We start from the raw sequence: 23,001 nt of genomic DNA, 5'->3' as shown, positions 1-23,001 counted from the left end.
AATGCAGACTGCCGCAACCACGCTCGAGAAGCCGAAGGCTGCCGCCCCCGCCGGCCCCCGCAAGGCCCCGGAGATCGATCCCGCGAACGTCAAGGTCAACAGCAGCGGCTTCGTCCGTAAAGAGGTCGTTGCCCGCCTGCCTGCCGGCTTCGTCAGTGACGATTTGAAGGAGCCCGGCGTGTGGCGCAAGGTCCAGGTTAGCGGCTATCCGCTGAATGCCCTAGATGCCGTGCTGGTTGTCGCCTTCGACCGCTCGTGGTGCGCGGAGGCCATCGTTTCGGAAGCCATGCGCGATGGCGTCACGCTCGCGGGCATCAAGATCATCAGCATGCCCCGCCGCAACGAGGTGCTGCTTCGTGACGACACTTACGCGGTGACCTGGAACGGGGCCGGCTACCATGTCGAGCGTATCAGCGACGGCCACAAGATGACCGAGAGCGTCGGTAGCGCCGCGCTGGCTGAGCGGGATCTGCGCAACCTTTACGCCAAGAAGCTCAGCTGATGGGCCGCGAAGTCCGCACCTACAAGGCCGGCGATCCGTTGCCGGCCGACTGGTTCGCCGTCGTGAAGTGCGATCCGCGCTTTGGCGTCGATGCCATCGTGATCCGTACGCCTGGTCGTATCGAAATGCGGCCGGCGAGGACAGCGGTTCGTGCGCCGATGTCGTGCCTGATCGAGCTGGTGGGGCCGCACGAGACCGGTTCTTACTATGAGCCGGTCGAGCCCGAGCTGCTGGAATCGCGCGAACCTTTCTCTGGAGGGGGCGCCTAGATGGGCAAGATCGACCGCCGCTATAGTGTTGCCGAAGGCCTCGCTATTAAAGCTCCGGTGAGGTGCGCCACCACGGCCAATATCACCCTTGGCGGGCTTCAGACCATTGATGGCGTGACCGTCGTCGAGCACGACCGCGTTCTGGTCAAAAACCAGACGAACGCGGTTCTCAACGGTATCTACGAGGCATCAACCGGCAACTGGCAGCGGACGAAGGATTTCGATGGCGCATTTGATGTGGTCCACGGCACGCAGGTGTTTGTGTCGTCTGGCAACTCGAATTCTGCCCAGATCTTCTACGTCTCGACCAGCGATCCCATCACCATTGGGACAAGCGAGATCAACTTCCTTGGCCGGGCGGTTTTCGACACAAACTATAACATCTACGACGTGACGGGGTTCGGCGCGATCGGGGATAACTCCCACGACAATACGTCGCTGTTTGCCTCTCTCGCTGGTCTGGTGCCTGATGGCTCAACCCTCTACTTCCCGACCGGCACTTACAAGGGAAATAGCTCCAGCGCTCTGATCACCATCACTGGCAAGCGTCTACGGCTGATCGGCGATGGCGTTACGTCACTGATCCGCAACGTCGGGACCGGCGCCTGCGTGTTCCTTGATGGCGTCGATAACGTCACGCCCATGATGATCGACCAGCTCGCACTAGCGACGGAGGCCGGGGGCGGTGACGCTCTCAAGCTCCGCAACTGCGGCCGCTTCCCGATTGGGAAAATCTATATCCCGTCCGCTGGTGCATACGGCATCCACATGCAGGGCTCGCATTACATAACGTTCAATGCGCCGAATTTCGGCGTCAACATCCCTTACACGGCCGGAACGCAGTGCAAGCCGGACGCCGGCATTGTGTTTGAGGATTACAACAACGGCGTGCTGGGCAACATTCCATCGTCTCATAACACCGTCTGGAATGCAGATATCTCCGGCCTCAACCGCGTTGGCTCGACCGGCACCGGTATCGTCATGGAAGGCAACGCGTCACATAACGTCGTGATTGGCGGCAACTGCGCATCGAATTTGATCGGTGTGAACCTGAACACCAACGTGGAGCTCAACACCTTCATCGGCCTCGTGGTAGAGGGCAACACAACGACCGACTTCAACGTGTTCGGCAACATGAACACGTTCATCAACTGTCAGGCGTTCTCGTTCTCCGCCGACGGCACGGGTATGACATTCGCGTCGGGGGCCTATCAGAACACGGTTTATGGTGGTCGTCAGCGCGTCATCAAGGTCAATACCGGCGCCGACACGACGCTGTTGCACGGCGTTGCGTTCCAAAACCTGATCGACAACGGCACCAACACCCAGACCATCGCCTGTTACGATTTGGTCAACAGCGCACCATTCACGTGGAAGATGACGGCGCCGTCGGTCAGCTACGCCTCCACCGACGGCATGCAGTCATGGTGCGACAACGCCCAGCCGCTCAAGAAGCTCTACCTGGGCTTTGACAATACCACCGGCTCGTTCGGCACCGCGTGGCTGCAAGCCAAATTCCAGGGATCGGGCTTCCTGCCGCTGCGTCTCAATCCCGGCGGCGGCTCGATCGAGTTTGGCGGGGCCACGGTTCACAGCATCCAGACCCTTACGTGGGCCGGCACGCCCGATCCTGTGACGCCCAACGGTGCGCTCTACGATGGCATCATCATCACCGTGACGAATGCGGCTGGGTTCGGTCTCGCCCCGCCGTCAACGGACGGTGGACAGCTTACGCAGGTGGGTCAGCTTTTCGAGATCACCATCAAAAACGCTACTGGTGGAGTGATGGGCACGGTGAGCTTTGATAGCCACTACAAGATGGCTGCCTGGACGAAGCCGGCCAACGGTTTCTCTCGGTCAATTACGTTCCGATATGACGGGACGAATTGGATTGAGAAAAACCGGACGACTGCGGATGTGCCGAATTAGTTGCGGCGCAGCTGTCTGGAAAGTGAATCAATCATGTCCTCGGCCTCATGCTGAGCCAAGCGAAGTTTCTCCATTGCCTCGCCAACGGATTTGCTTTCGAAAAGTATTGAATTGAGTTGATCGTTAAATCGTGCTGGATCGAAGTCTAGCTGAATTCGCTCCATAAGCGCGGTGTGTTGGACCAATTTCTGCACGTTACGCGCAGCGTCCCGCGCCGTTAACGCTTCCCGATCAAGCTGACCAAGCAATTGATATGCTCGATCGAATTCATCTGGCGTGAGAAGGGTTGAATGTCCAAATCGGACCGATTCCGAAAGAATGTCGGGGTTGGCAGGGCTAGCTTGCCGCCGAGACTCCTCTAGAATGCGCAATACGTTTTCTGCAGCCTCAAAGCTATCCTGTAGGCTCCTTGAGAGCGTTTTCAGATAGGTTCGAATATGATCGTGCATCCGCTCATCAGGTTGGAGGCTTGGGCGTCCCCTGAGCATGATCCAAGTTGATGCGAGCGTAGCTACGTTCGACAGAACCGAAAGGCTCTGCATGAGGACCTCAACGAAGTCCGGATCGAGGTCCCGTTTAGTTGTCATCTGCCCCTCCTGTTGACAGTCAAGCCGAGCTCGACGAGCCGGCGGATGGCCTGAGATCGGGCGGGCTGATCTTCCTGGGCCAGAGCCCATCGCTCCACGTCGGCTAACACGGCTTCCGGCAATCTAATCGTGACTGCGGGATCGCGACCGGTCGCAGGTCGACCTCGTTTTTTTTGGTGTACCGTAATTGACCTCTTCATATTTTTGGTGTACCAAAAAAGCAAGCCGGATGCAAGGCGGCAACCTCGCAACCGGCTCTAACCCGAGCCAAGGAGTGACCCATGGCCCAAGCTAAGTCCCATCATACCACAGTCCCTCTTTATTCGCTGATCAGCGATTGGAAGCTGCGCCGGATCTTCTGGCAGGCCTCCCGCGATGCCGGCGATGAATTTGCGGTCCCCGTTGTCGGGCCTCGCCATCTCGACGGCGGCACAGCCGCATCTCCCGAGCTCGAGGAGGTGGTGTCGTGAAGCACGTTCCACCCCCCACCGGAGAGCCTGTAGAGGCGCTGGATTCGTTCGCTGCGCTCGCGGCTGCCGTACACCCCGACTGGCACAAGGCCATCCTGCGCCTCGCCAAGGCAACGGAGAGGGTCGAGAAGCGCATTGATGAGATGGGGCTTTGCAAGACCCCGCTGACCTTCCAGCGGAAGATGCGCCAGATGGTCGATGACCTGCTGGTCCTGCTCGACGGGATGGACGATGACCCGGACCTTGAGCCCACAGCCGGCGGCTCCTGCGACGACGAGTGCGAGCCGGACCAGGACGGAGAGCCCTCCCTGGGGTGGACGACCAGCGGCCTCATGGGTGACGTGAACGACCTCGAGCTGGACGACTGCGACCGAGAGGACGACGACCCGAACGAGGAGAAGCAGCAGGCGCCGGAGATGTGCCCGTCTGGCTAAGGTGATCAACGGCCCGCCGGTTCACGCTGGCGGGCATCGTTCGGCTAGCGAAATGTCGGCGTCCCTAACGCAACGGGCAGGGCACGTACGATCTCGTACAATGCTTCAAGTTCATGTGCTGGTTTCTTGTAAATGTAATTTTTCAGCAACTCCGGCACATCGCCTTGGACGCCGTTCTTCGATAGGCACAGTGTCACGATGGCGAACCGCTCCGCCTTTTTGCGTTTTTCGGCCCTCGCGTATTCAATTTCCGAGGCGAGCCAACTCTCATCTTTGAAGTCGGGCGTCACGAAAAACACAGCGGCACAGGAATCTTCGAATCCTTTTTGAATGGCGCGATCGGGCTGTGCCCCTGCCGCCATTGCATCGTCGTCCAACCATGGATCGAAGCCCATCTCACGAAGGACTTTTTCAAAGCGACGAACCATTTCCTTGTCTACACCCTTGTGGCTCAGAAAAACCCTCATAGGCGCTATCCCAAGATATTGTTCGTGTCTTTCGAGCACGGCCGCGAGTTGGCGTTCTGCTTCAACTACGACGAGGCTGTCTTCCGTCGCGACCGCGATGAACAGTCCGTCTTGTGGGCCAAGATGAAGATAGCGTTCGAGAGCCGCCCGCAAGGCCAATGCATTGTCGAGGGTGATGCTGGCGACGCCGAATTGTTGAGGATTAAGCGATTGAGTGATGACGTCGCCTCGGAAGGAGTTTCGGTTTCCAGTGTGGTCGCAAATCAGAACCATTCCACCCGGCATTTTGCCCGACCGGAGATCATAGCCTGAAATCAGCGGCCACTTCGCCGCTCGCATGGGGTATTTGGCTTGAACCATCCGGCGGTAGCGCGCCATTAGCTCGGCCGCCATTCTTGTTTGGATGGGTATCATTGATCTGTCGGATGCTGTGTTACGAACCGAACACCCGCCGGTCATCGCCGGCAGGGTGTCTTCTGTTCCGTCACTTACCGCCCTGCCGGCGGTCGGCAGCTCGGTCCCCACACCGGGAGCCATCCGAAGCTCGATCTGAAGCGTGGTCGCAAGGGCCAGCAAGAGCCGAGGCGAAGGGAGCCAGCGTAAGCAAAACGATGGTGAGTGCGAAAATGCGGATCACGACAATTCCTCCCCTGGTTGAAACAGGGCGAGAGTTGCACGCGGCGTGGCTGCGGGCAACTGTGATCGAGGCCGCGGTCGTTTGAACCACTTCATCGGCAGCCCAATGTCGTAGCCGCGCTTGCGAAGCTCTTGCTCAGTCCTGCACAGCGTTTCGCAAATGACTTCGATCGGTGCGCCTGCGTCAACAAGCTCGCGTAGCTTGTCGTCTTCTCTGCGCGTCCAGGGGATGCGCGCGCCGTTCACATCTTTGTTACCCGATATGCTACCCTGTTTCATTTCCTTCAGATGAAATAGCTCTGAATTATCGTACAAGTCCTTGATTTTATTGGTGAGCGCGCTGGGGCTCGAACCCAGGACCCCGTGATTAAAAGTCACGTGCTCTACCGGCTGAGCTACGCGCTCCCATGGCCGCTGATGGCTTGAACGCGATCGCCATCGTCTTCGGACATTCGAGAAGCATGTCTTGCTGCGACGCTTTGACTTTGCGTCGCAGGGAAAACCGGCTGTTTCCGGATCATGCTTTCGGCCCGCGCTGTGTAGGGGGCTGGCGCGCCGAGGTCAATAGCGGGCTGGCTGCCGAAATGCGCGGCATAGCTGCGGATTTTCTTGTCGCTTCTGGCGCTTAGGCCGGAGTTTTGAACCTGTTTGGCGAGGCGTCATCCACGCCCAAAGACGCCCGACTCCTCACCAGGGGACCCGGGGCGCTCACCCGGCCCGTCAATTCGTCTCCCGGCGCACCTCGCTCGGCACCGGCTGCGCGGTGCCGGCGGGGGTCGGCAGGGCGACCGGGCGCAGGCCGATCAGCTCGGCTGTGCGGATCGCGCTGTCGCGCCAGAACTGGAACGAGTTGATGCGGCTGAGCTCGAGGATGGCGATCGCCACCGCCGCCAGGAACGGCAGGCTCTGCAGCACCAGCACGCCGGCGAAGATGTAGATCTCGGTGATCTGCCGGAAGCTGTTGGACGCCACCAGCACGCCCGCGCCGACCAGCAGCAGGGTGCCGATCACGGCCTCCCAGAACGCCTGGAACTCGATCGACATCCGCGACAAGCCGCCCTTGGAGGTGCGGGCGAAGGCGATGTGCTCGGTGATCAGGCCTTGCGCCACTGCGCGCGACACGGTCCATTGCACGCTCATCGCGGCGATCATGGCGCCCAGCATCTGGCCGGGCTTGATCGCGACGCGCGCGCGGTACATCGACAGGAAGTGCGCCAGCGAGACGATGAAGGCGCCGATGATCGGCAGCGTCAGGATCTTGTCGGGGATGGCGATGTCGGCGAAGGCGACGATCGGCACCCAGACGAGGTTGAGCAGGGCCACGACCACGCCGAGGCTCTCGGCCCCGAGCCAGTTGAGCCAGCCCAGGCCATATTCCCGTTTCTGGTCGGGCGTCAGCCGGCTCTTGCCGGGCAGGAAATAGCGCCAGTGCTTCTTGACGATCTGCAGGCCGCCATAGGCCCAGCGGTGACGCTGCTTCTTGAACGCCTCGTAGGTGTCCGGGAGCAGGCCCTGGCCGTAGCGGTAGCGGGTGTAATGGGTGGTCCAGCCGAGTTCCTGGATCGCAAGGCCGAGATCAGAGTCCTCGCAGATCGTGTCGGATGACCAGCCGCCAGCCATGTCCATCGCGGCGCGGCGGATCAGGCACATCGTGCCGTGCACGATGATGGCGTTGGCCTCGTTGCGCTGGACCATGCCGATGTCGAAGAAGCCGGCATATTCGCCGTTCATGATGTAGTGCATGATCGACAGGTCGCCGTCGCGATGCTCCTGCGGCGCCTGCACGAGGCCGACGCGCGGATCGGCGAAAGCCGGCACGAGATCCTTCAGCCAATCGGGGTCGACGACATAGTCGGCATCGAGGATGCCGATGATCTCGGCGTCGACGGCGGTGCGGTCCATCGCAATCCGGAGAGCGCCGGCCTTGAAGCCTTGCACCTTCTCGGCGTTGATGAACTTGAAGCGTTCACCGAGCGCGCGGCAATGGTCCTGGATCGGTTGCCAGAACGCCGGATCCGGCGTGTTGTTGATGATGACGACGCATTCGTAGTTCGGATAGTTCAACCGCGACAGCGCATCGAGCGTCTGCTTGAGCATCTCGACCGGCTCGAAATAGGCGGGAATGTGGATCGAGACCTTCGGGTAGTAATTTTCCGGCACGTTCTCGATCGGCTTGTCCTTGGTGAGCAGTCGCTGCGGCGGCCGGCCGAAGGCGACGGCGGCGATCTCGTCGATGCGCGCCATGGCGATGAGGACGAGGGGAACAAGCAGGATCATGCCGAGCGTCAGCGCGAAGGCCGAGCCGAAGATGAAATAGTGGCTGTTCCAGAATGCGAACACGGTCGCGGCCCAGGCACCGACGCCGTTGGCGGTCGCCGACAGCAAGAAGGCCTGCTTTGCGGTCGCTTTCTCGATCCGCAGGATCGGCAGCGACAGCAGGACGCCGACCAGCAGCGCGATTCCCATCAGCTTCCAGTAATCGGGATTCTCCACCGGCCCGGTCCAGGCGAATTTCGCCTCGCGGCTGGCGTTGAGGATGCCCCAATAGGGACCGACGCCGCCTTCGAAGAACTTCCAGGGCTGATCGATGGCTTCGACGATGTTGTATTCCATGCCGATGGCTTCGGCGCGGCTCACGAAATTGCGCAGGGTCAGCGCCTGCTGGAACGGGCCCGGATCGGCGTTGCGTAAGTTGTAGCCCTGGCTCGGCCAGCCGAACTCGGCGATCACGATGCGCTTGCCCGGGAACAAATTGCGCAGCAGGTTATAGCGGTCGACCGCCTGGTCGACCGCCTGGTCCGAGCGGAAGTTTTCCCAATAGGGCAGCACGTGGGCGGCGATGAAATCGACGTTGGAGGCAAGGTCGGGATTGTCGCGCCAGATGTTCCAGATCTCGCCCGTGGTGACGGGCACGCGCACCGAGCCCTTCACCTTCTTGATCATGTCGATGAGGTCTTCGACCTTCTGCTCGCCGCGATAGATCACCTCGTTGCCGACCACGACGCCGACGACGTTGCTGTTCTTGCGGGCGAGCTCGATCGCCGCCTTGATCTCGCGCTCGTTGCGGTCCTTGTCCTTGTCGATCCAGGCGCCGACCGTGACCTTGATGCCGAACTCGGCCGCGATCGGCGGCACCAGCTCGACGCCACCGGTGGACGAATAGAGGCGGATCGCGCGCGTCATCGTCGACAGCGTCTTCAGGTCGGCGCGGATTTTCTCGATCGACGGGATGTTGTCGATGTCGGGATGGGCCGAGCCTTCGAACGGCGCGTAGGAGACGCTGGGGAGCAGGCCCTTGAAGTCGGGCGCGGGTTCCTTGTCGCGCAAGACTCCCCACAGCCCAGCGTGAAGCGCGGACACAAGCAACAGAACGGCGGCGACAACGCGCATCGCGGCTAAACCAAAAGGGGCTGAGGTGGCAGGGAAGCGGATCCGACCCCGAGATCCGACCGAGTCCGCGGCAAATGGAGCATACCTCTGCCGCGCGGTTTCACAACTGTCATGGCCTCATGACCGTATGAGGGCATGACAGTTTCGGAGCGCGCGGCAGTGCCAACCGCTTCTATCGCCGATCGTTCCTGAACGGAGGCTGAAACGACCTGCGGTTATTTCTGGGGCGCCGGAGACGGGCTTGCCGCAGGCGAGGGGCTCGCGGCCGGCTGCGGGGCCTGCGCATTGCCGGTGGTCGGAGCCGCCGGCTGGGAGGCCGCGGCCGCCGCCTGCTGCGGCTGCGAGGCCGGATTGATCCAGCAAGCGTGCACACGGCTATCCAGCGTCTCGGCGACCTTGGGATCGATCTGGCCGCCGAACCGGGTCAGGCAGCGGAAGGCGGCCTGGATATGGCCGCCGGGGCAGCCGAAGCGGTCGTAAAGGTCCAGATGGCGGAACGCGGTATCGAGGTCATCCCGCCACATCAGCCGCACCACGCGCCGGCCGAGCCAGACGCATTCGGGGTTGCCGGCCGGGCCGTTGATGACCTGAGCGGCTTCAGCGAACTCGTCGGTGCGGCGCTGGTTCTGGGCGGCGTCCTTGGCTGCTGCGGCGTCGGCGGGCTGGGCCGCGGCCTTGCTCTGGTCCGGGGCGGGCGTGCCGCTCTGGGCGGAGGCGCCGCCAAGGCCGGCCAGAACAAGAAGGGAGGAGACGGCCAAGGTGGCGGCGAACTGCCGCAGGACCGCATTTCGTGACTGACGCACCCGTTGCCGCATGAATTCCCCAATTGCTCCGCTCACCGCCCGCGCCAGGATCCCACGGACGCGCCAGTTGATGGCGTCCAAATGGGCCTCCAATGCGGCGGAAAATGCCCGGCGAGTCTGATGACCTGTATTTCGAATTTTGTCCAGCAAAGTCACGATCCTAGGCCCCGGTCGAACGGACGCAGGTAAATTCCGTTGGGAGGATACCGATCCAGCTCCGGTCACCCCTTGGCAGATGGCGTGGATGCAGGTAATCGACGGCCCTTCGCGGAGGACGGAACCGATTTCTCTTCGTACGCCACTGGCGCTTCTGCTCGTTTCACTGGGGGTAATTGCTGCCGTGTGGTGGTGGCTGGCCACGCCAATCACGCTCGCGCGCGCCCCGATCGATCCCGCCGACAAGGTCCAATGCGTCTCCTACGCGCCGTTCCGGGGCGAGCAGTCGCCGCTGAACGCATGGACCCATATCGAGGCCGACCAGATCGAGCAGGATCTGCGCCAGCTCAAGGAGATCACCGACTGCGTTCGCACCTATTCGATGGAGAACGGCCTCGATCAGGTGCCGGCGGTTGCCGCCCGGATCGGCGGGATCAAGGTGCTGCAGGGCGTCTGGTTGTCGAGCAATCGCAGCAAGAATCTCGACCAGGCCGCGCTCGCCGTGCGCCTCTCCAAGGATTTCCCCGGCGTCATCACCGGCATCATCGTCGGCAACGAGGTGCTGCTGCGTGGCGAGATGACGACCGCCGACCTCGTCTCCATCATCCGCTCCGTGAAGGCGCAGGTCAGCGTCCCCGTCACCTACGCCGATGTCTGGGAGTTCTGGCTGAAGAACCGCGAGGTCTATGACGCCGTCGACTTCGTCACGATCCACATCCTGCCCTATTGGGAGGATTTCCCGGTCAAGGCGAAATTCGCTGCCGCCCATGTCGAGACCATCCGCGAGCGCATGGCGGTGGCATTCCCCGGTAAGGAGATCCTGATCGGCGAAACAGGCTGGCCCAGCGAAGGGCGCATGCGCGATGGCGCGCTGCCGTCGCGCACCAACCAGGCGCGCGTGGTCTCGGAAATCCTGAGCCTTGCGAAGGCGAACAAGTTTCGCGTCAACCTGATCGAGTCCTACGATCAGCCATGGAAGCGCAGGCTGGAAGGCACCGTCGGCGGCTATTGGGGCCTGTACGATTCGGTGCGGCGTAACCTGAAATATCCGCCGGGCCAGCCGATCAGCAATTTTCCGTACTGGAAATGGTACATGGGCGCAGGGATGGGCCTGTGCGTGCTGGTGTTCGCGGTGGCACTGATCACGCTACGCCGGCGGCCGTGGACGCCGCGTTTCTCGGCCTGGCTTGGCGTCGCCATCTCGGCGACGACGGCCGGAAGCCTGCTCGGGATCGGCGCCGACAAGATGTACTATGAGAGCTACGGCATCGGTGGCTGGCTGCATTGGGGTGCGCTGCTGCTCGCCGGCATCTTGTCGCCGATCTTCTGCGCGCAGGCGATGGTGATCGGCCGCAGCCTGCCGACCTTCCTCGATCTGCTCGGCCCGCGCGAGGGTCGGAAATGGTCGAAGCTGACGGCCGTGCTCGGCCTGACGCTGGCGGTGACGGCGGTGGTCGGGGCGCAGACCGCGCTCGCCTTCGTGTTCGACCCGCGCTACCACGACTTCCCCTACGCCTCGCTGACGATGGCGGTGGTGCCGTTCGCGCTGCTGATGCTGAACCGGCCGCAAATCGGCCAGCGGCCGATTGCGGAAGCGGTGTTCGCCGGCGTGCTCGCGCTGTCGGCAATCTACGTGCTCGTCAACGAGGGCCGCGACAATTGGCAGTCGCTGTGGACCTGCGCGATGTATCTCTTGTTCGCGCTCACGCTGTGGCGGGCGCGGGCCGAGCAAACCCAAGAATGAGCAGGCCGATCGCAAGACCCGACAGCAGGACGTTGTAGAGCACGATGCCGAGGCCGGCGGCGATGATGCCGACGGTCAAAAGCACGATCGACGGCCGCATCAGGTTCAGCGTCGCGGCCACCAGCGCGACGATGCCGAACACCGAATTCTTGAACAGCACCGTCGCTACCGCACGCGCCTTGCAGATCAGTGTCTGAAGGCCGGCGTCGCAGGCAAGGCCGGTGGTCGAGAGCTCGATCCCGAGATAGCGCAGGTAAGTCGCATAGCCGACGGACACAAAGCCGACGACGATCAGGAACTGCACCTGGTAGGGCGTGAGGCGGAAGGGCTTCTTTGTCATGGCCGCAATATGGTCGGGATGGAAGCAGGGGGCAACAGGCGCAGGGAAGTTTCCTGCGAATTCACGCAAGAATGCACGATCGAACGAATTCGCGAAATCAAGCCTTCGAGACGATTATCGCCTGAAAAACGACGACAGTGTAGATCCCGCAGACGCCGTCTCCGGCTTCGGCTGCGCCGCCGCAGGGGCTGGCGCCGCGGGGGCTGGCGCCGGTTCCTCACGCTTCGATGAGCGCTTTGAGGAATAGCCGCGGCGATGCTTGTCCGGCTTGGCGGCGGCAGCGGGGGCGGGCGCGGTCTCGGCTTGCGGCGCCGCGTCCTGGGTCTTCTCGGCGTTTTTCTCCTGAACCCGGTCCTGACTCTTTTCGTTCTTCTCCGAGCCGCCGCGCATCGACAGCCGCTGCCCGTCGAACACGGTGGTCTCGCAATGGCGGTCGTTCTCGGCGAGACCCGCGCAGAGCTTTGCGGCAGCGGCGGCATTGATCAGCGGGCCGGCTCCGAGACGAAGCTGCATGCCGAGGCCGGTGGCGCCTTCCTTAATCATGATGATCGGACGCAGCGCGGCGACTTCCGGATTGGACCTGGTTACGCCGCGCCAGAGCGCGCGCAGGCCGTCGAGCGAGTTGGCGCCGCCGAGGTCGATCGCAAAGCGCGTCTGCTGGACCGCGATCGCTGGCGCCTCGCTCTCGGTGGTCTCCGGCGGTTTGGCAGGTAACGCGGCGACTTCGGACGGTGCGGGCTCGGGCTTCTTCTCGGCGGCCTTCTCGTTCGTCTTCTCGATTGTCTCGGGCTGAACCAGCCTGGAGGCTGCGGGATCGGGCGGGGCCAGGATCGACTTGGATGGCACCAGCGGAAGCATCGGCGTTACCGATGTCGTTGCCGGCGCCTGCGAGACGAGCGAAGCGGCCGCCGCGGTCTGCGGTGGCGGGCTTGCCGGCTCCTTGGCGGCGTCCTTCGTCGGGTCCTTCGATGAATCCTTGGCGGCCTCCGCGCGTGGCTTGTCGTTCGCGGTGGCCGGTGTCGAGGTGACGGGTGCGACACTGGGGGCCGGCGGTCCCATCAAACTGGCGGCGTCCTGCGGCTTCGCTGCGGAGGCTTGCGGCGGCCCTGCGTTCTGTTTCGCGATGGCGCCCGTCACGGAATCGAGCCCTTGCTCGAGCACGGTGACACGCGAGTAAAGCCGATCGCGATCGGTGTTCAGCGTCTCGATCGCGGAAGCGAGGCGACGGGCCTCGTTCTGGGTCTCCTTGCTCAGCATTTGCAACCGGTCGGCCTGGCGCGTGAGATCGGCGGAGGCGACCTGGTCACGGCGCCAGCCAAGCTGGGCCTGATTGGCCATCACGGCGACGACGACGGCGCCGACGGCCGTCAAACCCCACGAGCCCAGCCGCCACATCATGCGGCGGTCGAACGCGCTTTCCTCGGCCAACAATCCGGAGAACAGCCCGCCGGTCTCCTTTTCGCCGAAGGCATCCGCCAGTGGGTCGGAATCCTTTGCCATGAACGTTTAGTGCCCAGCCCCTGTCCGGCTTCCCCGAATCAATCAGGGAACATTAACAGGAAAACCCCGTCGCACTTGAATTCCGGGCGTTTGCGGGGGTAGCAAGGCGGGCCCTTCTTGGGGCGTTCCGCCCGTCACGCCAATTGATTCGGCCGTATCTGACAGGATTTCGATGACCGCCCGTTCCAGCCTCACGATCGTACTCGCCGCCGGCGAAGGCACGCGCATGCGATCGAGCCTGCCGAAGGTGCTGCATCCCGTCGCACATCAAACGCTGCTTGCCCACGTGCTTGCGGCCGCACCGAAGGGAACCGGCACCTCACTCGCCGTCGTGATCGGTCCCGATCATCAGGCGGTCGCCGATGAGGCCAGGCGCATGCGCCCCGACGCGCTCACCTTCGTGCAGAGCGAGCGGCTCGGCACCGCGCATGCGGTGCTGGCGGCGCGTGAGGCGATCGCGTGCGGTGTGGACGATCTGCTCATTGCCTTCGGCGACACGCCGCTGATCTCGGCCGAAACCTTTGCGCGTCTGCGTGCGCCGCTCGCCAACGGCGCCGCGATCGCAGCACTCGGTTTTCGCGCCGCCGATCCCACCGGCTACGGCCGCTTCATCGTCGAGGGCGACCGGCTGGTTGCGATCCGCGAGCAGGCCGAAGCGAGCGCCGAGGAGCGCAAGATCGACCTCTGCAATGCCGGCGTGATGGCGATCGACGGCCGCCGCGCGCTCGAAATTCTCAAGAAGATCGGCAACGCCAATTCCAAGGGCGAATATTATCTGACCGATGCAGTCGCGATCGTCCGCGACAAGGGATGGGAGTCCGTGGTGATCGAGACCAGCGAGGATGAGGTGCGCGGCATCAACACCAAGGCGCAGCTCGCCGAGGCCGAGGCCGTGATGCAGGCGCGCCTGCGCAAAGCTGCGATGGAATCCGGCGTCACGCTGATCGCGCCGGAGACCGTGTACCTGTCCGCCGATACGACATTCGGCAAGGACGTCACCATTGAGCCGTTCGTGGTGATCGGTCCCGGCGTGTCGATAGCCGACGGCACCGTGATCCATTCCTTCTCGCACATCGTCGAGACCACGCTTGGCAAGAAGGTTTCGATCGGGCCTTATGCGCGCCTGCGTCCCGGCACCTCGCTCGGCGACGGCGCGCGGATCGGCAATTTCGTGGAGACCAAGGCGGCGACGCTGGAGGCCGGCGTCAAGGTCAACCATCTCTCTTACATCGGCGATGCCACCGTCGGCGCCAATTCCAACATCGGTGCCGGCACCATCACCTGCAATTACGACGGCTTCAAGAAGCACAAGACGGTGATCGGGCAGGGCGCCTTCGTCGGCACCAACTCCTCGCTGGTCGCCCCCGTGAAGATCGGCAACGGTGCTTATATCGGCTCAGGCTCGGTGATCACGCGCGACGTGCCCGACGATGCCATGGCGCTCGAACGCAACCAGCAGACCATCCGCGAAGGCGGCGCGGCGCGCTATCGCGAGATGAAGACCGGCGGCAAGAAGTCGGAGAAATGAGAGGCCGAATCCCAGGCGCTCTCATCGGGCGTTAGGGCTGCCCGCTCATGGATGACGACGACATCGACGATGTGATCTCGTATCTCGTCAAGCGCGTGATCATGCCGCCGGGACGATGGGTGCTGGAACAGGTCGGCGACCCCGACCCGACCGCGATCGCATCGCTGGTCACTGGACTTGCGTTCTGGGCGTTCGTCGTCTTGCTCGTGTTCGCCCTGGTGCTGGGGTGGTAACGAGCCTCTAATCGTCGTCGGCAACTTCCGAGAACATCGCTCGCTGCAAGCGCCAGCCGCGCGGCCTCGCGCGTTTTGCCGGCTCGCCGGCCGACTGCGTGACGAGGACAGGCTTGGTGTCCTTGCCCCGCTCCATCGCGCGCTGGGGCGGCGGCCAATGGGCCAGGTGCGTGCCCGTGGTCTCGCTGGCGCGCACATGCATTGATGACAGACCCTTGCGGTCGGATGAGCCCTTCATGGCCTGATCTCCCTAAAGGGGAATCGTTGGCCAAATTCGTTGACAAGACGTTAATCCGCGCGGTTAAAGCCGAGGCAGTTCGACGCAGTCGAAGCAGTCGCACAACGCCGCTGTCTCAATCAGCAATAATTATTGAGTATCTGGTTCCTTAGGAACTTCGCTAAAAACCGAGCGCGTCGTTTAGGCGATTTTTCGACGATTTGGGGGATATTGATCCGCATGTGCGGGATTGTCGGCATTCTCGGGCGCGAGCCGGTTGCAGAGCAATTGGTGGATTCGCTCAAACGTCTTGAATATCGCGGCTATGACTCCGCGGGCGTCGCCACGCTCGAAGGCAAGCATCTGGCGCGCCGCCGCGCCGAGGGCAAGCTGAAGAATCTGGAGAAGCGGCTCGAGGCCGAGCCGCTTCTGGGCACGACCGGCATCGGTCACACCCGCTGGGCCACCCACGGCAAGCCGACCGTCAATAATGCCCATCCGCACGCGACCGAACGCGTCGCCGTCGTCCATAACGGCATCATCGAGAATTTCCGCGAGCTGCGCGATGAGCTCGAGAAGAAGGGCACGGTGTTCCACACCGAGACCGACACCGAGATCGTGCTGCATCTCGTCGACGATCTCCTGACCCGCGGCAACAAGCCGGTGGAAGCGGTCAAGCTGGCGCTGGGGCGGCTGCGCGGCGCTTTCGCGCTCGGCTTCATCTTCGCGGGCGACGACGACCTCATGATCGGCGCCCGCAACGGGCCGCCGCTCGCGATCGGCTATGGCGACGGCGAGATGTATCTCGGCTCCGACGCCATCGCGCTCGGCCCCTTCACCGACACGATCAGCTATCTCGAGGACGGCGACTGGGTCGTGCTGACCCGCAACAGCGCCACCATCTTCGACAAGGACGGTCACGCCGTCCAGCGCGAGAAGATCAAGCACGCTGCCTCGACCTCGCTGGTCGACAAGGCCAATTACCGCCACTTCATGGCCAAGGAAATCCACGAGCAGCCGGAAGTCGTCGGCCACACGCTGGCGCGCTATGTCGACATGGCGAGCGAGCGCGTCGCGCTGCCGGTCAAGCTGCCGTTCGACTTCAACGACATCCGCCGCATCAACATCACCGCTTGCGGCACCGCGAGCTATGCCGGCTTCGTCGCAAAATACTGGTTCGAGCGCTTTGCGCGCGTGCCGGTCGAGGTCGATGTCGCCTCCGAATTCCGCTATCGCGAGGCGCCGCTGCGCAAAGGCGATCTCGCGATCTTCATCTCGCAGTCGGGCGAGACCGCCGACACGCTGGCCGCGCTCCGCTACGCCAAGGCCGAGGGCGTGCACACCATCGCCGTCGTCAACGTGCCGACCTCCACCATCGCGCGCGAGAGCGAGACCGTGCTGCAGACGCTGGCCGGTCCCGAGATCGGCGTCGCCTCGACCAAGGCCTTCACCTGCCAGCTGATGGTGCTGGCCAACCTCGCCATCGCGGCCGGCAAGGCGCGCGGCGAACTCTCCGACGCGGATGAGACCAAGCTGGTCCACGGCCTTGTCGAGATTCCGCGGCTGATGTCGGATGCGCTCACGAGCGAGCTCCAGATCGAGAAGCTGGCGCGCGAGATCGCGAAATCGCGCGACGTGCTCTATCTCGGGCGCGGCACCAGCTTCCCGCTGGCGCTGGAAGGCGCGCTGAAGCTGAAGGAAATCTCCTACATCCACGCCGAAGGCTATGCCGCCGGCGAGCTCAAGCACGGCCCGATCGCGCTGATCGACGAGACCATGCCGGTCGTCGTCATCGCGCCCTATGACCGCGTGTTCGAGAAGACGGTCTCCAACATGCAGGAGGTCGCCGCCCGCGGCGGCAAGATCATCCTGATGACCGACGCCAAGGGCGCGGAGGAGGCGACCGTGGATTCGCTCGTCACCATCGTCATGCCCGACATGGCGGCGGCGTTTACGCCGATGGTCTATGCCGTTCCCGTCCAGCTGCTGGCCTATCACACGGCCGTCATCATGGGCACCGACGTTGACCAGCCGCGCAATCTCGCCAAATCGGTGACCGTGGAATAGGCAGAAGGGACCAGTGTCGCTCGCTTCGTGGTCTTCCAAAACCTGCTAGAAGACCCTAGCTTGTTTGCAGCGACCGACCTGGAACCCGAATGACCACCCGCGACGACGCGCCTGCGCCGCTTGATCCCGCGCCGGAACCGCATACCGGCCTGATGGGCCGTTTCCGCAACTATTTCCTGACCGGCCTCATCGTGACGGGGCCGATCGCGATCACCCTCTATCTGGTCTGGTGGTTCGTCACCTGGGTCGACGGCGTGGTGCGGCCGTTCGTGCCGCTGGCCTATCGGCCCGAAACCTATCTGCCTTACGGCGTTCCCGGCTGGGGACTGATTGTCGCATTCTTCACGCTGACGCTGGTCGGCTTCCTGGCGGCGAACCTGATCGGCCGGACGCTGGTCGATGTCGGCGAGACCTTCCTCGGCCGGATTCCGGCCGTGCGCGCCATCTACCGCGGCCTGAAGCAGGTGTTCGAGACGCTGTTCTCGGGCAAGGGCTCGAGCTTCCGGAAGGTGGGCCTCGTCGAGTTTCCATCGCCCGGCATGTGGTCGATCGTGCTGATCTCGCAGTCGCCGAACGAAGAAGTCTCGCGCAGCCTGCCGGGGCAGGAGGAGCATGTCTCGGTGTTTCTGCCGTGCTCGCCGAACCCGACCACCGGCTTCTTCTTCTACGTGCCCAAGAGCAAGATCATCGAGGTCGATCTCAGCGCTGAGGACGCCGCAACGCTGATCATGTCGGCCGGCGTGGTGCAGCCGGGCTCGGCGCCCGACCCGAAGAAGGCCGCTGCGCTCGCGGGCATGGCCAATGCCGCGCGTATCGCCAATGCGCCGGCGCTCCAGACGCAGCCTGCGAAGGTGGAGTAGGGCCATTCCCTTGGCGGATGGCCGCCGGTCACGCGGACAGTTCATCCTCTGCTAATCTCCGGCCAATCCGGGCGCGTCGCTCGGAGTTCAGTCCGGAGTGCCTTATGTCCAAAACCATTGCGATCCTCGCCCCCGGCGCCATGGGCAGCGCCGTGGCCCGCCGTCTCAGCGACAACGGCGCGCGCGTGCTGACGTCATTGAAGGGGCGCAGTGAGGCGACGCTGAAGCGCGCAGCGGAGGCCGGCATGGTCGGTGTCGAGGACGACGCGATCGCCGATGCCGACATCATCCTCTCCATCGTGCCGCCGGGCGAGGCGGTGGCTTTGGCCGAACGCCTGGCTGCGCTGATCGTCCGGCGCACGAAGAAGCCGGTCGTGGTCGACTGCAACGCGGTCAATGTCGACACCGTGCAACGGATCGAAGAGATCATCGGCTCGGCGCAGGCGCCGTTCGTGGACGGCGGCATCATCGGCTTCCCGCCGCAGCCGGGGGCTAAGGGCCCGGCGTTCTATATGTCCGGCGCGCATGCGAAGGATGTCGCGGTGCTGAAGGATTTTGGCCTTGACGTGCGCATCGTCGAAGGCCCGGTTGGCGCGGCGTCCGCGCTCAAAATGTCCTATGCTGGCATCGTCAAGGGCCTCGCCGGCATCGGCTCGGCCATGGTGGTCGCGGCCACGAAAGCTGGCGCGGCGGATGCGCTTCGCGACGAGCTCGCATTGAGCCAGCCCGCGATCCTGGCGCGGCTCGAAGTTGCACTGCCTGACATGCTGCCAAAGGCCTATCGCTGGGTCGCGGAGATGCGGGAGATTTCCGGCTTCCTCGGCCCCGATCATCCCGCCAGCCAGATCTACGAAGGCTTTGCCCGCTGGTTCGAACACCTCGCCGCCGACGCGAAAGGCGAGGCGGTGGATGCGGAGCTGATGAAGACGTTCGCCGCGAGCATCGCGACAGAAAAGGCTTAGTCGTCCCGACCTGAAGTGACGGACTCCAGAAACCCCTGGATATCGCGGTCGCGTCTGAGGCGCACGACCGGGACGTCGGGGCCATATTGCAGGCGCTCCGCCTCGATGACGGGCGCGCGCTCGGTGCCGTAGCGCCACGCCTCCTGCATCAGCTTCCAGTCGAACTGTTCCGGGCACCCCTCCGGCAAATCCGGCCGCGCCGTGTCGCGATCGAAGGCGGAGCGCCAGACGATGCGCCACTGGCACAGCCAGCGCGGGCGATCGATGACGACAAGAAGATCGGCGCGGGCAAGCGTGAGATCGAAGGCGAGTCCCGAGAAGCTGCCGTCGACGACCCAGGCCTCGCCCGCGATCGCCTCGGTGACGCGCGTCCGAAAGCTGGCGGTGTCGGATGGCGTCCAGCCCGGGCGCCAGTACAGCACGTCGAGATGCACCACGGGCAAGCCGAGCTTTCGCCCGAGATTGCGGGAGAGGCTCGTCTTTCCGCTTCCCTGGGAGCCAACGACGATGATCCGGCGCATGAGACGAAGGTTTCACGAAATCGGCCGCGACGAAAGGGCATGTCCTCTGAATCGGCCATGCCGTCATTGCGGACGGAGCGAAGTAGTCCAGACTGTCTCCGCGGACGCATTTCAGCTTCGCTGCGCTCGCAATGACGAGGAGGAGACGCTGCGAGACCCATCTGCTATGATCTCTGCCGAAACAATTTTTCTGCAATCGGAGTTCGAATGAGAGTGCTGGTGATCGGCGCGGGCGCGCTTGGCGGCTATTACGGAGCTCGCATGGTCCGGGCCGGGCGCGACGTGACCTTTCTGGTGCGCGAGAAGCGGGCCGGGCAGCTGCGTCAGAACGGATTGCAGGTCGTGAGCCCGCATGGCGACTTCGCGGTGCAGCCCAAAATCCTTCTGGCCAATGATCTCAAGGAGACGTTCGACGTCGTGCTGGTCGGCGTGAAATCCTACTCGCTCGACGATGCCATGAGCCAGTTTGCCCCTGCGGTCGGCGCCGACACGATGATTTTGCCGATCCTCAATGGTTTGAAACATCTCGACGCTCTGACCGCGAAGTTCGGCGCCGAGCGCGTCCTCGGCGGGCTCGCAAATGTCAGCGCCGGGCTCGATGCGGACGGTCGTGTCGTCCAGTTCATGGCCAATCAGACCATCGTCTTCGGCGAGACCAACGGCGCGCTGAGCGAGCGCACGCTCGCCTTGGAGACTCTGCTGCATGTCCCCGGGATCGACGTGCGCGCCAGCGAAGCAATCATGCAGGACATGTGGGAGAAATTCGTCCAGCTCTCGACGCTCGCCGGCATCACCTGCCTGATGCGCGCGAGCATCGGCGATATTCTGAGTGTCCCGAACGGCGAGCAGTCGATCTTCCGCCTGTTCGCGGAATGCTGCGCCGTCGCGACCGCCTCAGGTTTCGAGCCGCGCGCCCCGTTCATCGAGTTCGACCGAAAACTGTTCACGACCCTGGACTCGCCGCTCAAGGCCTCGATGCTGCGCGACATCGAGCGCGGCTCGGTCACCGAGGCCGAGCACATCCTCGGCGACATGGCCAACCGCGCCCGCACGCTTGGCATCGATACGCCGCTGCTGGACCTCGCCCGCGCGCATGTGGCGGCTTACGAGGTCGGGCGCCGGAGGGCCGCAGGCTAACCGGCGCCGATCAGCGGGATCGCCTCGTCGCGTTCAAACAGATACAACAGGCACCGCAGCGCCTCGCCGCGCTCGCCCTTCAGCTTCGGGTCTTCTTTCAGGATCCGCAGCGCTTCGTCTCTCGCCTGGGTGATGAGCTGGCCGTGCACCTCAGAGCGCGCGATGCGGTAGCCGGGCAGGCCGCTCTGGCGCACGCCGAGCACGTCCCCTTCGCCGCGCAGCTTGAGGTCTTCCTCGGCGATGCGGAAGCCGTCGGTCGTCTCGCGGATGACTTTCAGCCGGGCTTTCGACATTTCGCCGAGTGGCTCGCTGTAGAGCAGAATGCAGGTCGAGGCCTCCGAGCCGCGCCCAATCCGGCCGCGCAGCTGGTGCAGCTGGGCAAGGCCAAACCGTTCGGCATTCTCGATCACCATGATGGTCGCCGCAGGCACGTCGACGCCGACCTCGACGACAGTGGTCGCGACCAGAAGGCCGATCTCGTGGGCCGCGAACTGGCCCATGACACGGTCCTTCTCGGCGCCTTTCATCTGGCCGTGGACGAGGCCGACGCGGTCGCCAAAACGCTTCTGCAGGCTCTCGAAACGCTTGGTCGCGTTGGTGAGATGCTCGGTGCCCTCGGCCTCGGATTCCTCGACCAGCGGGCAGATCCAGTACACCAGCTTGCCGGCTTCGAGCGCGCGGCCGACGCCGTCCATGACCTCGCCGAGCCGGCTCATCGCGACGGCGCGGGTGTCGATCGGCTGGCGGCCGGCCGGCTTTTCGCGCAGCTCCGAGATGTCCATGTCGCCGAAATAGGTCAGCACCAGCGTGCGCGGAATGGGCGTGGCGCTCAGCACCAGCACGTCCACCGCTTCGCCCTTCGAGGTGAGCGCAAGGCGCTCGCGCACGCCAAAGCGGTGCTGCTCGTCGACGATGGCCAGCGCAAGATCGCGGAAGATCACGTCATCCTGGATCAGCGCATGGGTGCCGACGAGGAGATTGATCTCGCCGGCTTCGAGCTGCGCCAGCAGCTCGCGCCGTTCCTTGCCTTTTTCCCGGCCAGTGAGGATTGCGACCCGCATCCCCGCACGCTCGGCGAGCGGCGCGATAGTCTTGATATGCTGCCGCGCCAAAATTTCGGTCGGGGCCATCAGTGCCGCCTGCTTGCCGACTTCGGCGACGGCGGCGGCCGCGAGCAGTGCCACCACGGTCTTGCCGGAGCCAACGTCACCCTGGAGCAGCCGCAGCATGCGCACCGGCTGTTTCAGGTCTTCGGCGATCGCGGCCGCGGCACTGCGCTGGGACGGCGTCAGGGCATAGGGCAGGGCGTCGATGATCTTGTTGCGCAAATGCCCGTCGCCGGCATTGCGGACGCCGGCGGGGCGGCGCAGCTGCGCGCGGATCAGGGCCAGGGCGAGCTGGCCGGCCAGCAGCTCGTCGAAGGCGAGGCGGGACCAGAACGGCCGGTCCGGCAGGATGTCCGTCAGCTCGACCGGCTGGTGCACGCGATGGAGCGCTTCCGCGATGGGCGGGAAGTGGCAGCGGCGCATCACCTCCGGGCTGATCCATTCCGGCAGCACCGGCAGTTTCTGCAACGCCTGAGCGACCGCACGACGCAGCGAGCCGATCGCCAGACCCGTTGTCAGCGGATAGACCGGGTCGATCCCGGTGAGCTTTGAAATCGCCTCCTCGTCGAGCACGCGGTCGGGATGCACGATCTGCGGGATGCCGTCATACATCTGGAGCGTGCCGGAGACGTAGCGCTTCTCGCCGACCGGCAAGAGCTTCTCGACATAGCCCGCCTTGGCGCGGAAGAAGGTCAGCACCACGTCGCCGGTGTCGTCGCTGGCATAGACCAGATACGGCGCGCGCGCATTGCGCGGCGGGGGCGGGCGGTGACGGTCGACCGTGACCTCCAGCGTCACCATGGTTCCCTGCGCGGCGTCGCGGATCTTCGGCCGCGCCCGGCGGTCGATCACCTGGCTCGGCAGATGCAGCAGCAGGTCGACCAGCCGCGGCGTCTCGCTCCGGCTGAGCAGATATTGCAGCAGCTTGTCCTGCTTCGGACCGACGCCGGGCAGGCTGGTCACGGGAGCAAACAGCGGATTGAGGAGGCTCGGGCGCATTCTGGCAACATTCGTCATGCGCGGGCTTGACCCGCGCATCCATCTTTTCAAGGACGATGGATTGCCGGGTCAAGCCCGGCAATGACAGTCCCCGAACAATTGCAAGAACAAAGGGCTGACATCGCCCGTTCGAGTGGCTATATC

Annotated in this window: 22 protein-coding genes and 1 tRNA gene; 12 read left to right on the top strand and 11 right to left on the bottom strand. The window is 63.8% G+C overall.

Annotation, left to right across the window (positions count from 1 at the left end; translation table 11 throughout):
• Position 1 precedes the first annotated feature (1 nt).
• The 3 genes from HYH08_RS04130 to HYH08_RS04120 are packed head-to-tail and all read left to right on the top strand — an operon-like array spanning position 2 to position 2,700.
• The gene (locus tag HYH08_RS04130; protein ID WP_220008479.1) at positions 2–502 is read left to right on the top strand and encodes a hypothetical protein; all 501 of its coding nucleotides are present in this window, start codon (positions 2–4) and stop codon (positions 500–502) included.
• Positions 502–771, top strand: coding sequence for a hypothetical protein (locus HYH08_RS04125; RefSeq protein WP_220008478.1), 270 nt, complete (start codon positions 502–504; stop codon positions 769–771). Before HYH08_RS04130 ends, HYH08_RS04125 begins: the two co-directional genes overlap by 1 nt.
• A complete protein-coding gene (locus HYH08_RS04120) occupies positions 772–2,700 on the top strand; it encodes a right-handed parallel beta-helix repeat-containing protein (RefSeq protein WP_220008477.1) in 1,929 nt (642 codons plus the stop codon). It begins immediately after the preceding gene.
• On the opposite strand, the gene HYH08_RS04115 is transcribed toward HYH08_RS04120, so the two are convergent.
• Positions 2,697–3,287 carry a hypothetical protein gene (locus tag HYH08_RS04115; RefSeq protein WP_220008476.1) on the bottom strand — a complete coding sequence of 197 codons (591 nt, stop codon included), beginning with the start codon at positions 3,285–3,287 and terminating at the stop codon, positions 2,697–2,699. The genes HYH08_RS04120 and HYH08_RS04115 overlap by 4 nt on opposite strands.
• Positions 3,288–3,568: 281 nt before the next feature.
• Here HYH08_RS04115 and HYH08_RS04110 point away from each other — a divergent pair, with 281 nt between their 5' ends.
• Positions 3,569–3,757: a hypothetical protein gene (locus HYH08_RS04110; RefSeq protein WP_220008475.1), complete on the top strand. Its 189-nt coding sequence runs from the start codon at positions 3,569–3,571 to the stop codon at positions 3,755–3,757.
• Entirely contained in the window at positions 3,754–4,191 is a 438-nt protein-coding gene (locus tag HYH08_RS04105) for a hypothetical protein (RefSeq protein WP_220008474.1), read from the top strand. The genes HYH08_RS04110 and HYH08_RS04105 overlap by 4 nt, the downstream gene beginning before the upstream one ends.
• A 44-nt stretch (positions 4,192–4,235) precedes the next feature.
• Here the strand turns inward: HYH08_RS04105 and HYH08_RS04100 are convergent, their stop codons facing one another.
• From HYH08_RS04100 to HYH08_RS04080, 5 genes are all read right to left on the bottom strand, one after another.
• The gene (locus HYH08_RS04100; RefSeq protein ID WP_220008473.1) at positions 4,236–5,195 is read right to left on the bottom strand and encodes a toll/interleukin-1 receptor domain-containing protein; all 960 of its coding nucleotides are present in this window, start codon (positions 5,193–5,195) and stop codon (positions 4,236–4,238) included.
• A gap of 96 nt (positions 5,196–5,291) precedes the next feature.
• Complete coding sequence (locus HYH08_RS04095) at positions 5,292–5,609, bottom strand: hypothetical protein (protein WP_220008472.1); 318 nt, start codon at positions 5,607–5,609, stop codon at positions 5,292–5,294.
• Positions 5,610–5,623: 14 nt separating this feature from the next.
• Positions 5,624–5,699, bottom strand: a tRNA-Lys gene (locus HYH08_RS04090).
• A 315-nt stretch (positions 5,700–6,014) separates the two neighbouring features.
• Positions 6,015–8,684, bottom strand: a complete 2,670-nt coding sequence (locus tag HYH08_RS04085; protein WP_220008471.1) for a glycosyltransferase — start codon at positions 8,682–8,684, stop codon at positions 6,015–6,017.
• A 215-nt stretch (positions 8,685–8,899) separates the two neighbouring features.
• The gene (locus HYH08_RS04080; protein WP_220008928.1) at positions 8,900–9,499 is read right to left on the bottom strand and encodes a beta-1-3, beta-1-6-glucan biosynthesis protein; all 600 of its coding nucleotides are present in this window, start codon (positions 9,497–9,499) and stop codon (positions 8,900–8,902) included.
• Between the two features lie 223 nt (positions 9,500–9,722).
• Here HYH08_RS04080 and HYH08_RS04075 point away from each other — a divergent pair, with 223 nt between their 5' ends.
• Positions 9,723–11,387: a glycoside hydrolase family 17 protein gene (locus HYH08_RS04075; RefSeq protein ID WP_220008470.1), complete on the top strand. Its 1,665-nt coding sequence runs from the start codon at positions 9,723–9,725 to the stop codon at positions 11,385–11,387.
• On the opposite strand, the gene HYH08_RS04070 is transcribed toward HYH08_RS04075, so the two are convergent.
• The gene (locus HYH08_RS04070; RefSeq protein ID WP_220008469.1) at positions 11,347–11,727 is read right to left on the bottom strand and encodes a hypothetical protein; all 381 of its coding nucleotides are present in this window, start codon (positions 11,725–11,727) and stop codon (positions 11,347–11,349) included. The genes HYH08_RS04075 and HYH08_RS04070 overlap by 41 nt on opposite strands.
• A 114-nt stretch (positions 11,728–11,841) precedes the next feature.
• Positions 11,842–13,227 (bottom strand): hypothetical protein, encoded by a 1,386-nt coding sequence (locus tag HYH08_RS04065; protein WP_220008468.1) that lies wholly within the window; start codon positions 13,225–13,227, stop codon positions 11,842–11,844.
• 172 nt (positions 13,228–13,399) lie between these two features.
• Between HYH08_RS04065 and glmU the strand changes: the two genes are divergently transcribed.
• Together glmU and HYH08_RS04055 are read left to right on the top strand one after the other, a co-directional pair.
• Positions 13,400–14,755, top strand: a complete 1,356-nt coding sequence (gene glmU, locus HYH08_RS04060; protein WP_220008467.1) for a bifunctional UDP-N-acetylglucosamine diphosphorylase/glucosamine-1-phosphate N-acetyltransferase GlmU — start codon at positions 13,400–13,402, stop codon at positions 14,753–14,755.
• A gap of 47 nt (positions 14,756–14,802) precedes the next feature.
• The gene (locus tag HYH08_RS04055; RefSeq protein ID WP_220008466.1) at positions 14,803–14,988 is read left to right on the top strand and encodes a hypothetical protein; all 186 of its coding nucleotides are present in this window, start codon (positions 14,803–14,805) and stop codon (positions 14,986–14,988) included.
• Positions 14,989–14,995: 7 nt separating this feature from the next.
• Here the strand turns inward: HYH08_RS04055 and HYH08_RS04050 are convergent, their stop codons facing one another.
• On the bottom strand, positions 14,996–15,226 hold the full coding sequence (locus tag HYH08_RS04050) for a hypothetical protein (RefSeq protein ID WP_220008465.1): 231 nt from the start codon (positions 15,224–15,226) through the stop codon (positions 14,996–14,998).
• A 219-nt stretch (positions 15,227–15,445) separates the two neighbouring features.
• On the opposite strand from HYH08_RS04050, the gene glmS reads away from it, so the two are divergent.
• The 3 genes from glmS to HYH08_RS04035 all read left to right on the top strand — a co-directional run bounded on the left by glmS (position 15,446) and on the right by HYH08_RS04035 (position 19,094).
• Positions 15,446–17,272: a glutamine--fructose-6-phosphate transaminase (isomerizing) gene (gene glmS / locus HYH08_RS04045; protein ID WP_220008464.1), complete on the top strand. Its 1,827-nt coding sequence runs from the start codon at positions 15,446–15,448 to the stop codon at positions 17,270–17,272.
• 89 nt (positions 17,273–17,361) lie between these two features.
• Positions 17,362–18,132 (top strand): DUF502 domain-containing protein, encoded by a 771-nt coding sequence (locus HYH08_RS04040; protein ID WP_220008463.1) that lies wholly within the window; start codon positions 17,362–17,364, stop codon positions 18,130–18,132.
• Between the two features lie 104 nt (positions 18,133–18,236).
• On the top strand, positions 18,237–19,094 hold the full coding sequence (locus HYH08_RS04035) for an NAD(P)-dependent oxidoreductase (protein ID WP_220008462.1): 858 nt from the start codon (positions 18,237–18,239) through the stop codon (positions 19,092–19,094).
• On the opposite strand, the gene HYH08_RS04030 is transcribed toward HYH08_RS04035, so the two are convergent.
• Entirely contained in the window at positions 19,091–19,615 is a 525-nt protein-coding gene (locus HYH08_RS04030) for a P-loop NTPase family protein (protein ID WP_220008461.1), read from the bottom strand. The genes HYH08_RS04035 and HYH08_RS04030 overlap by 4 nt on opposite strands.
• Positions 19,616–19,822: 207 nt before the next feature.
• Here HYH08_RS04030 and panE point away from each other — a divergent pair, with 207 nt between their 5' ends.
• Complete coding sequence (gene panE / locus HYH08_RS04025) at positions 19,823–20,752, top strand: 2-dehydropantoate 2-reductase (RefSeq protein WP_220008460.1); 930 nt, start codon at positions 19,823–19,825, stop codon at positions 20,750–20,752.
• On the opposite strand, the gene recG is transcribed toward panE, so the two are convergent.
• Positions 20,749–22,857, bottom strand: a complete 2,109-nt coding sequence (gene recG, locus HYH08_RS04020) for an ATP-dependent DNA helicase RecG (protein ID WP_220008459.1) — start codon at positions 22,855–22,857, stop codon at positions 20,749–20,751. The genes panE and recG overlap by 4 nt on opposite strands.
• Positions 22,858–23,001: the final 144 nt, after the last annotated feature.

The organism is Bradyrhizobium sp. BR 10289 (genome assembly GCF_019455385.1).
In the GTDB taxonomy this organism is placed as follows: domain Bacteria; phylum Pseudomonadota; class Alphaproteobacteria; order Rhizobiales; family Xanthobacteraceae; genus Bradyrhizobium.
The sequence above is the reverse complement of the archived record's forward strand: the minus strand, read 5'-3'. Positions and strand labels throughout refer to the sequence as shown.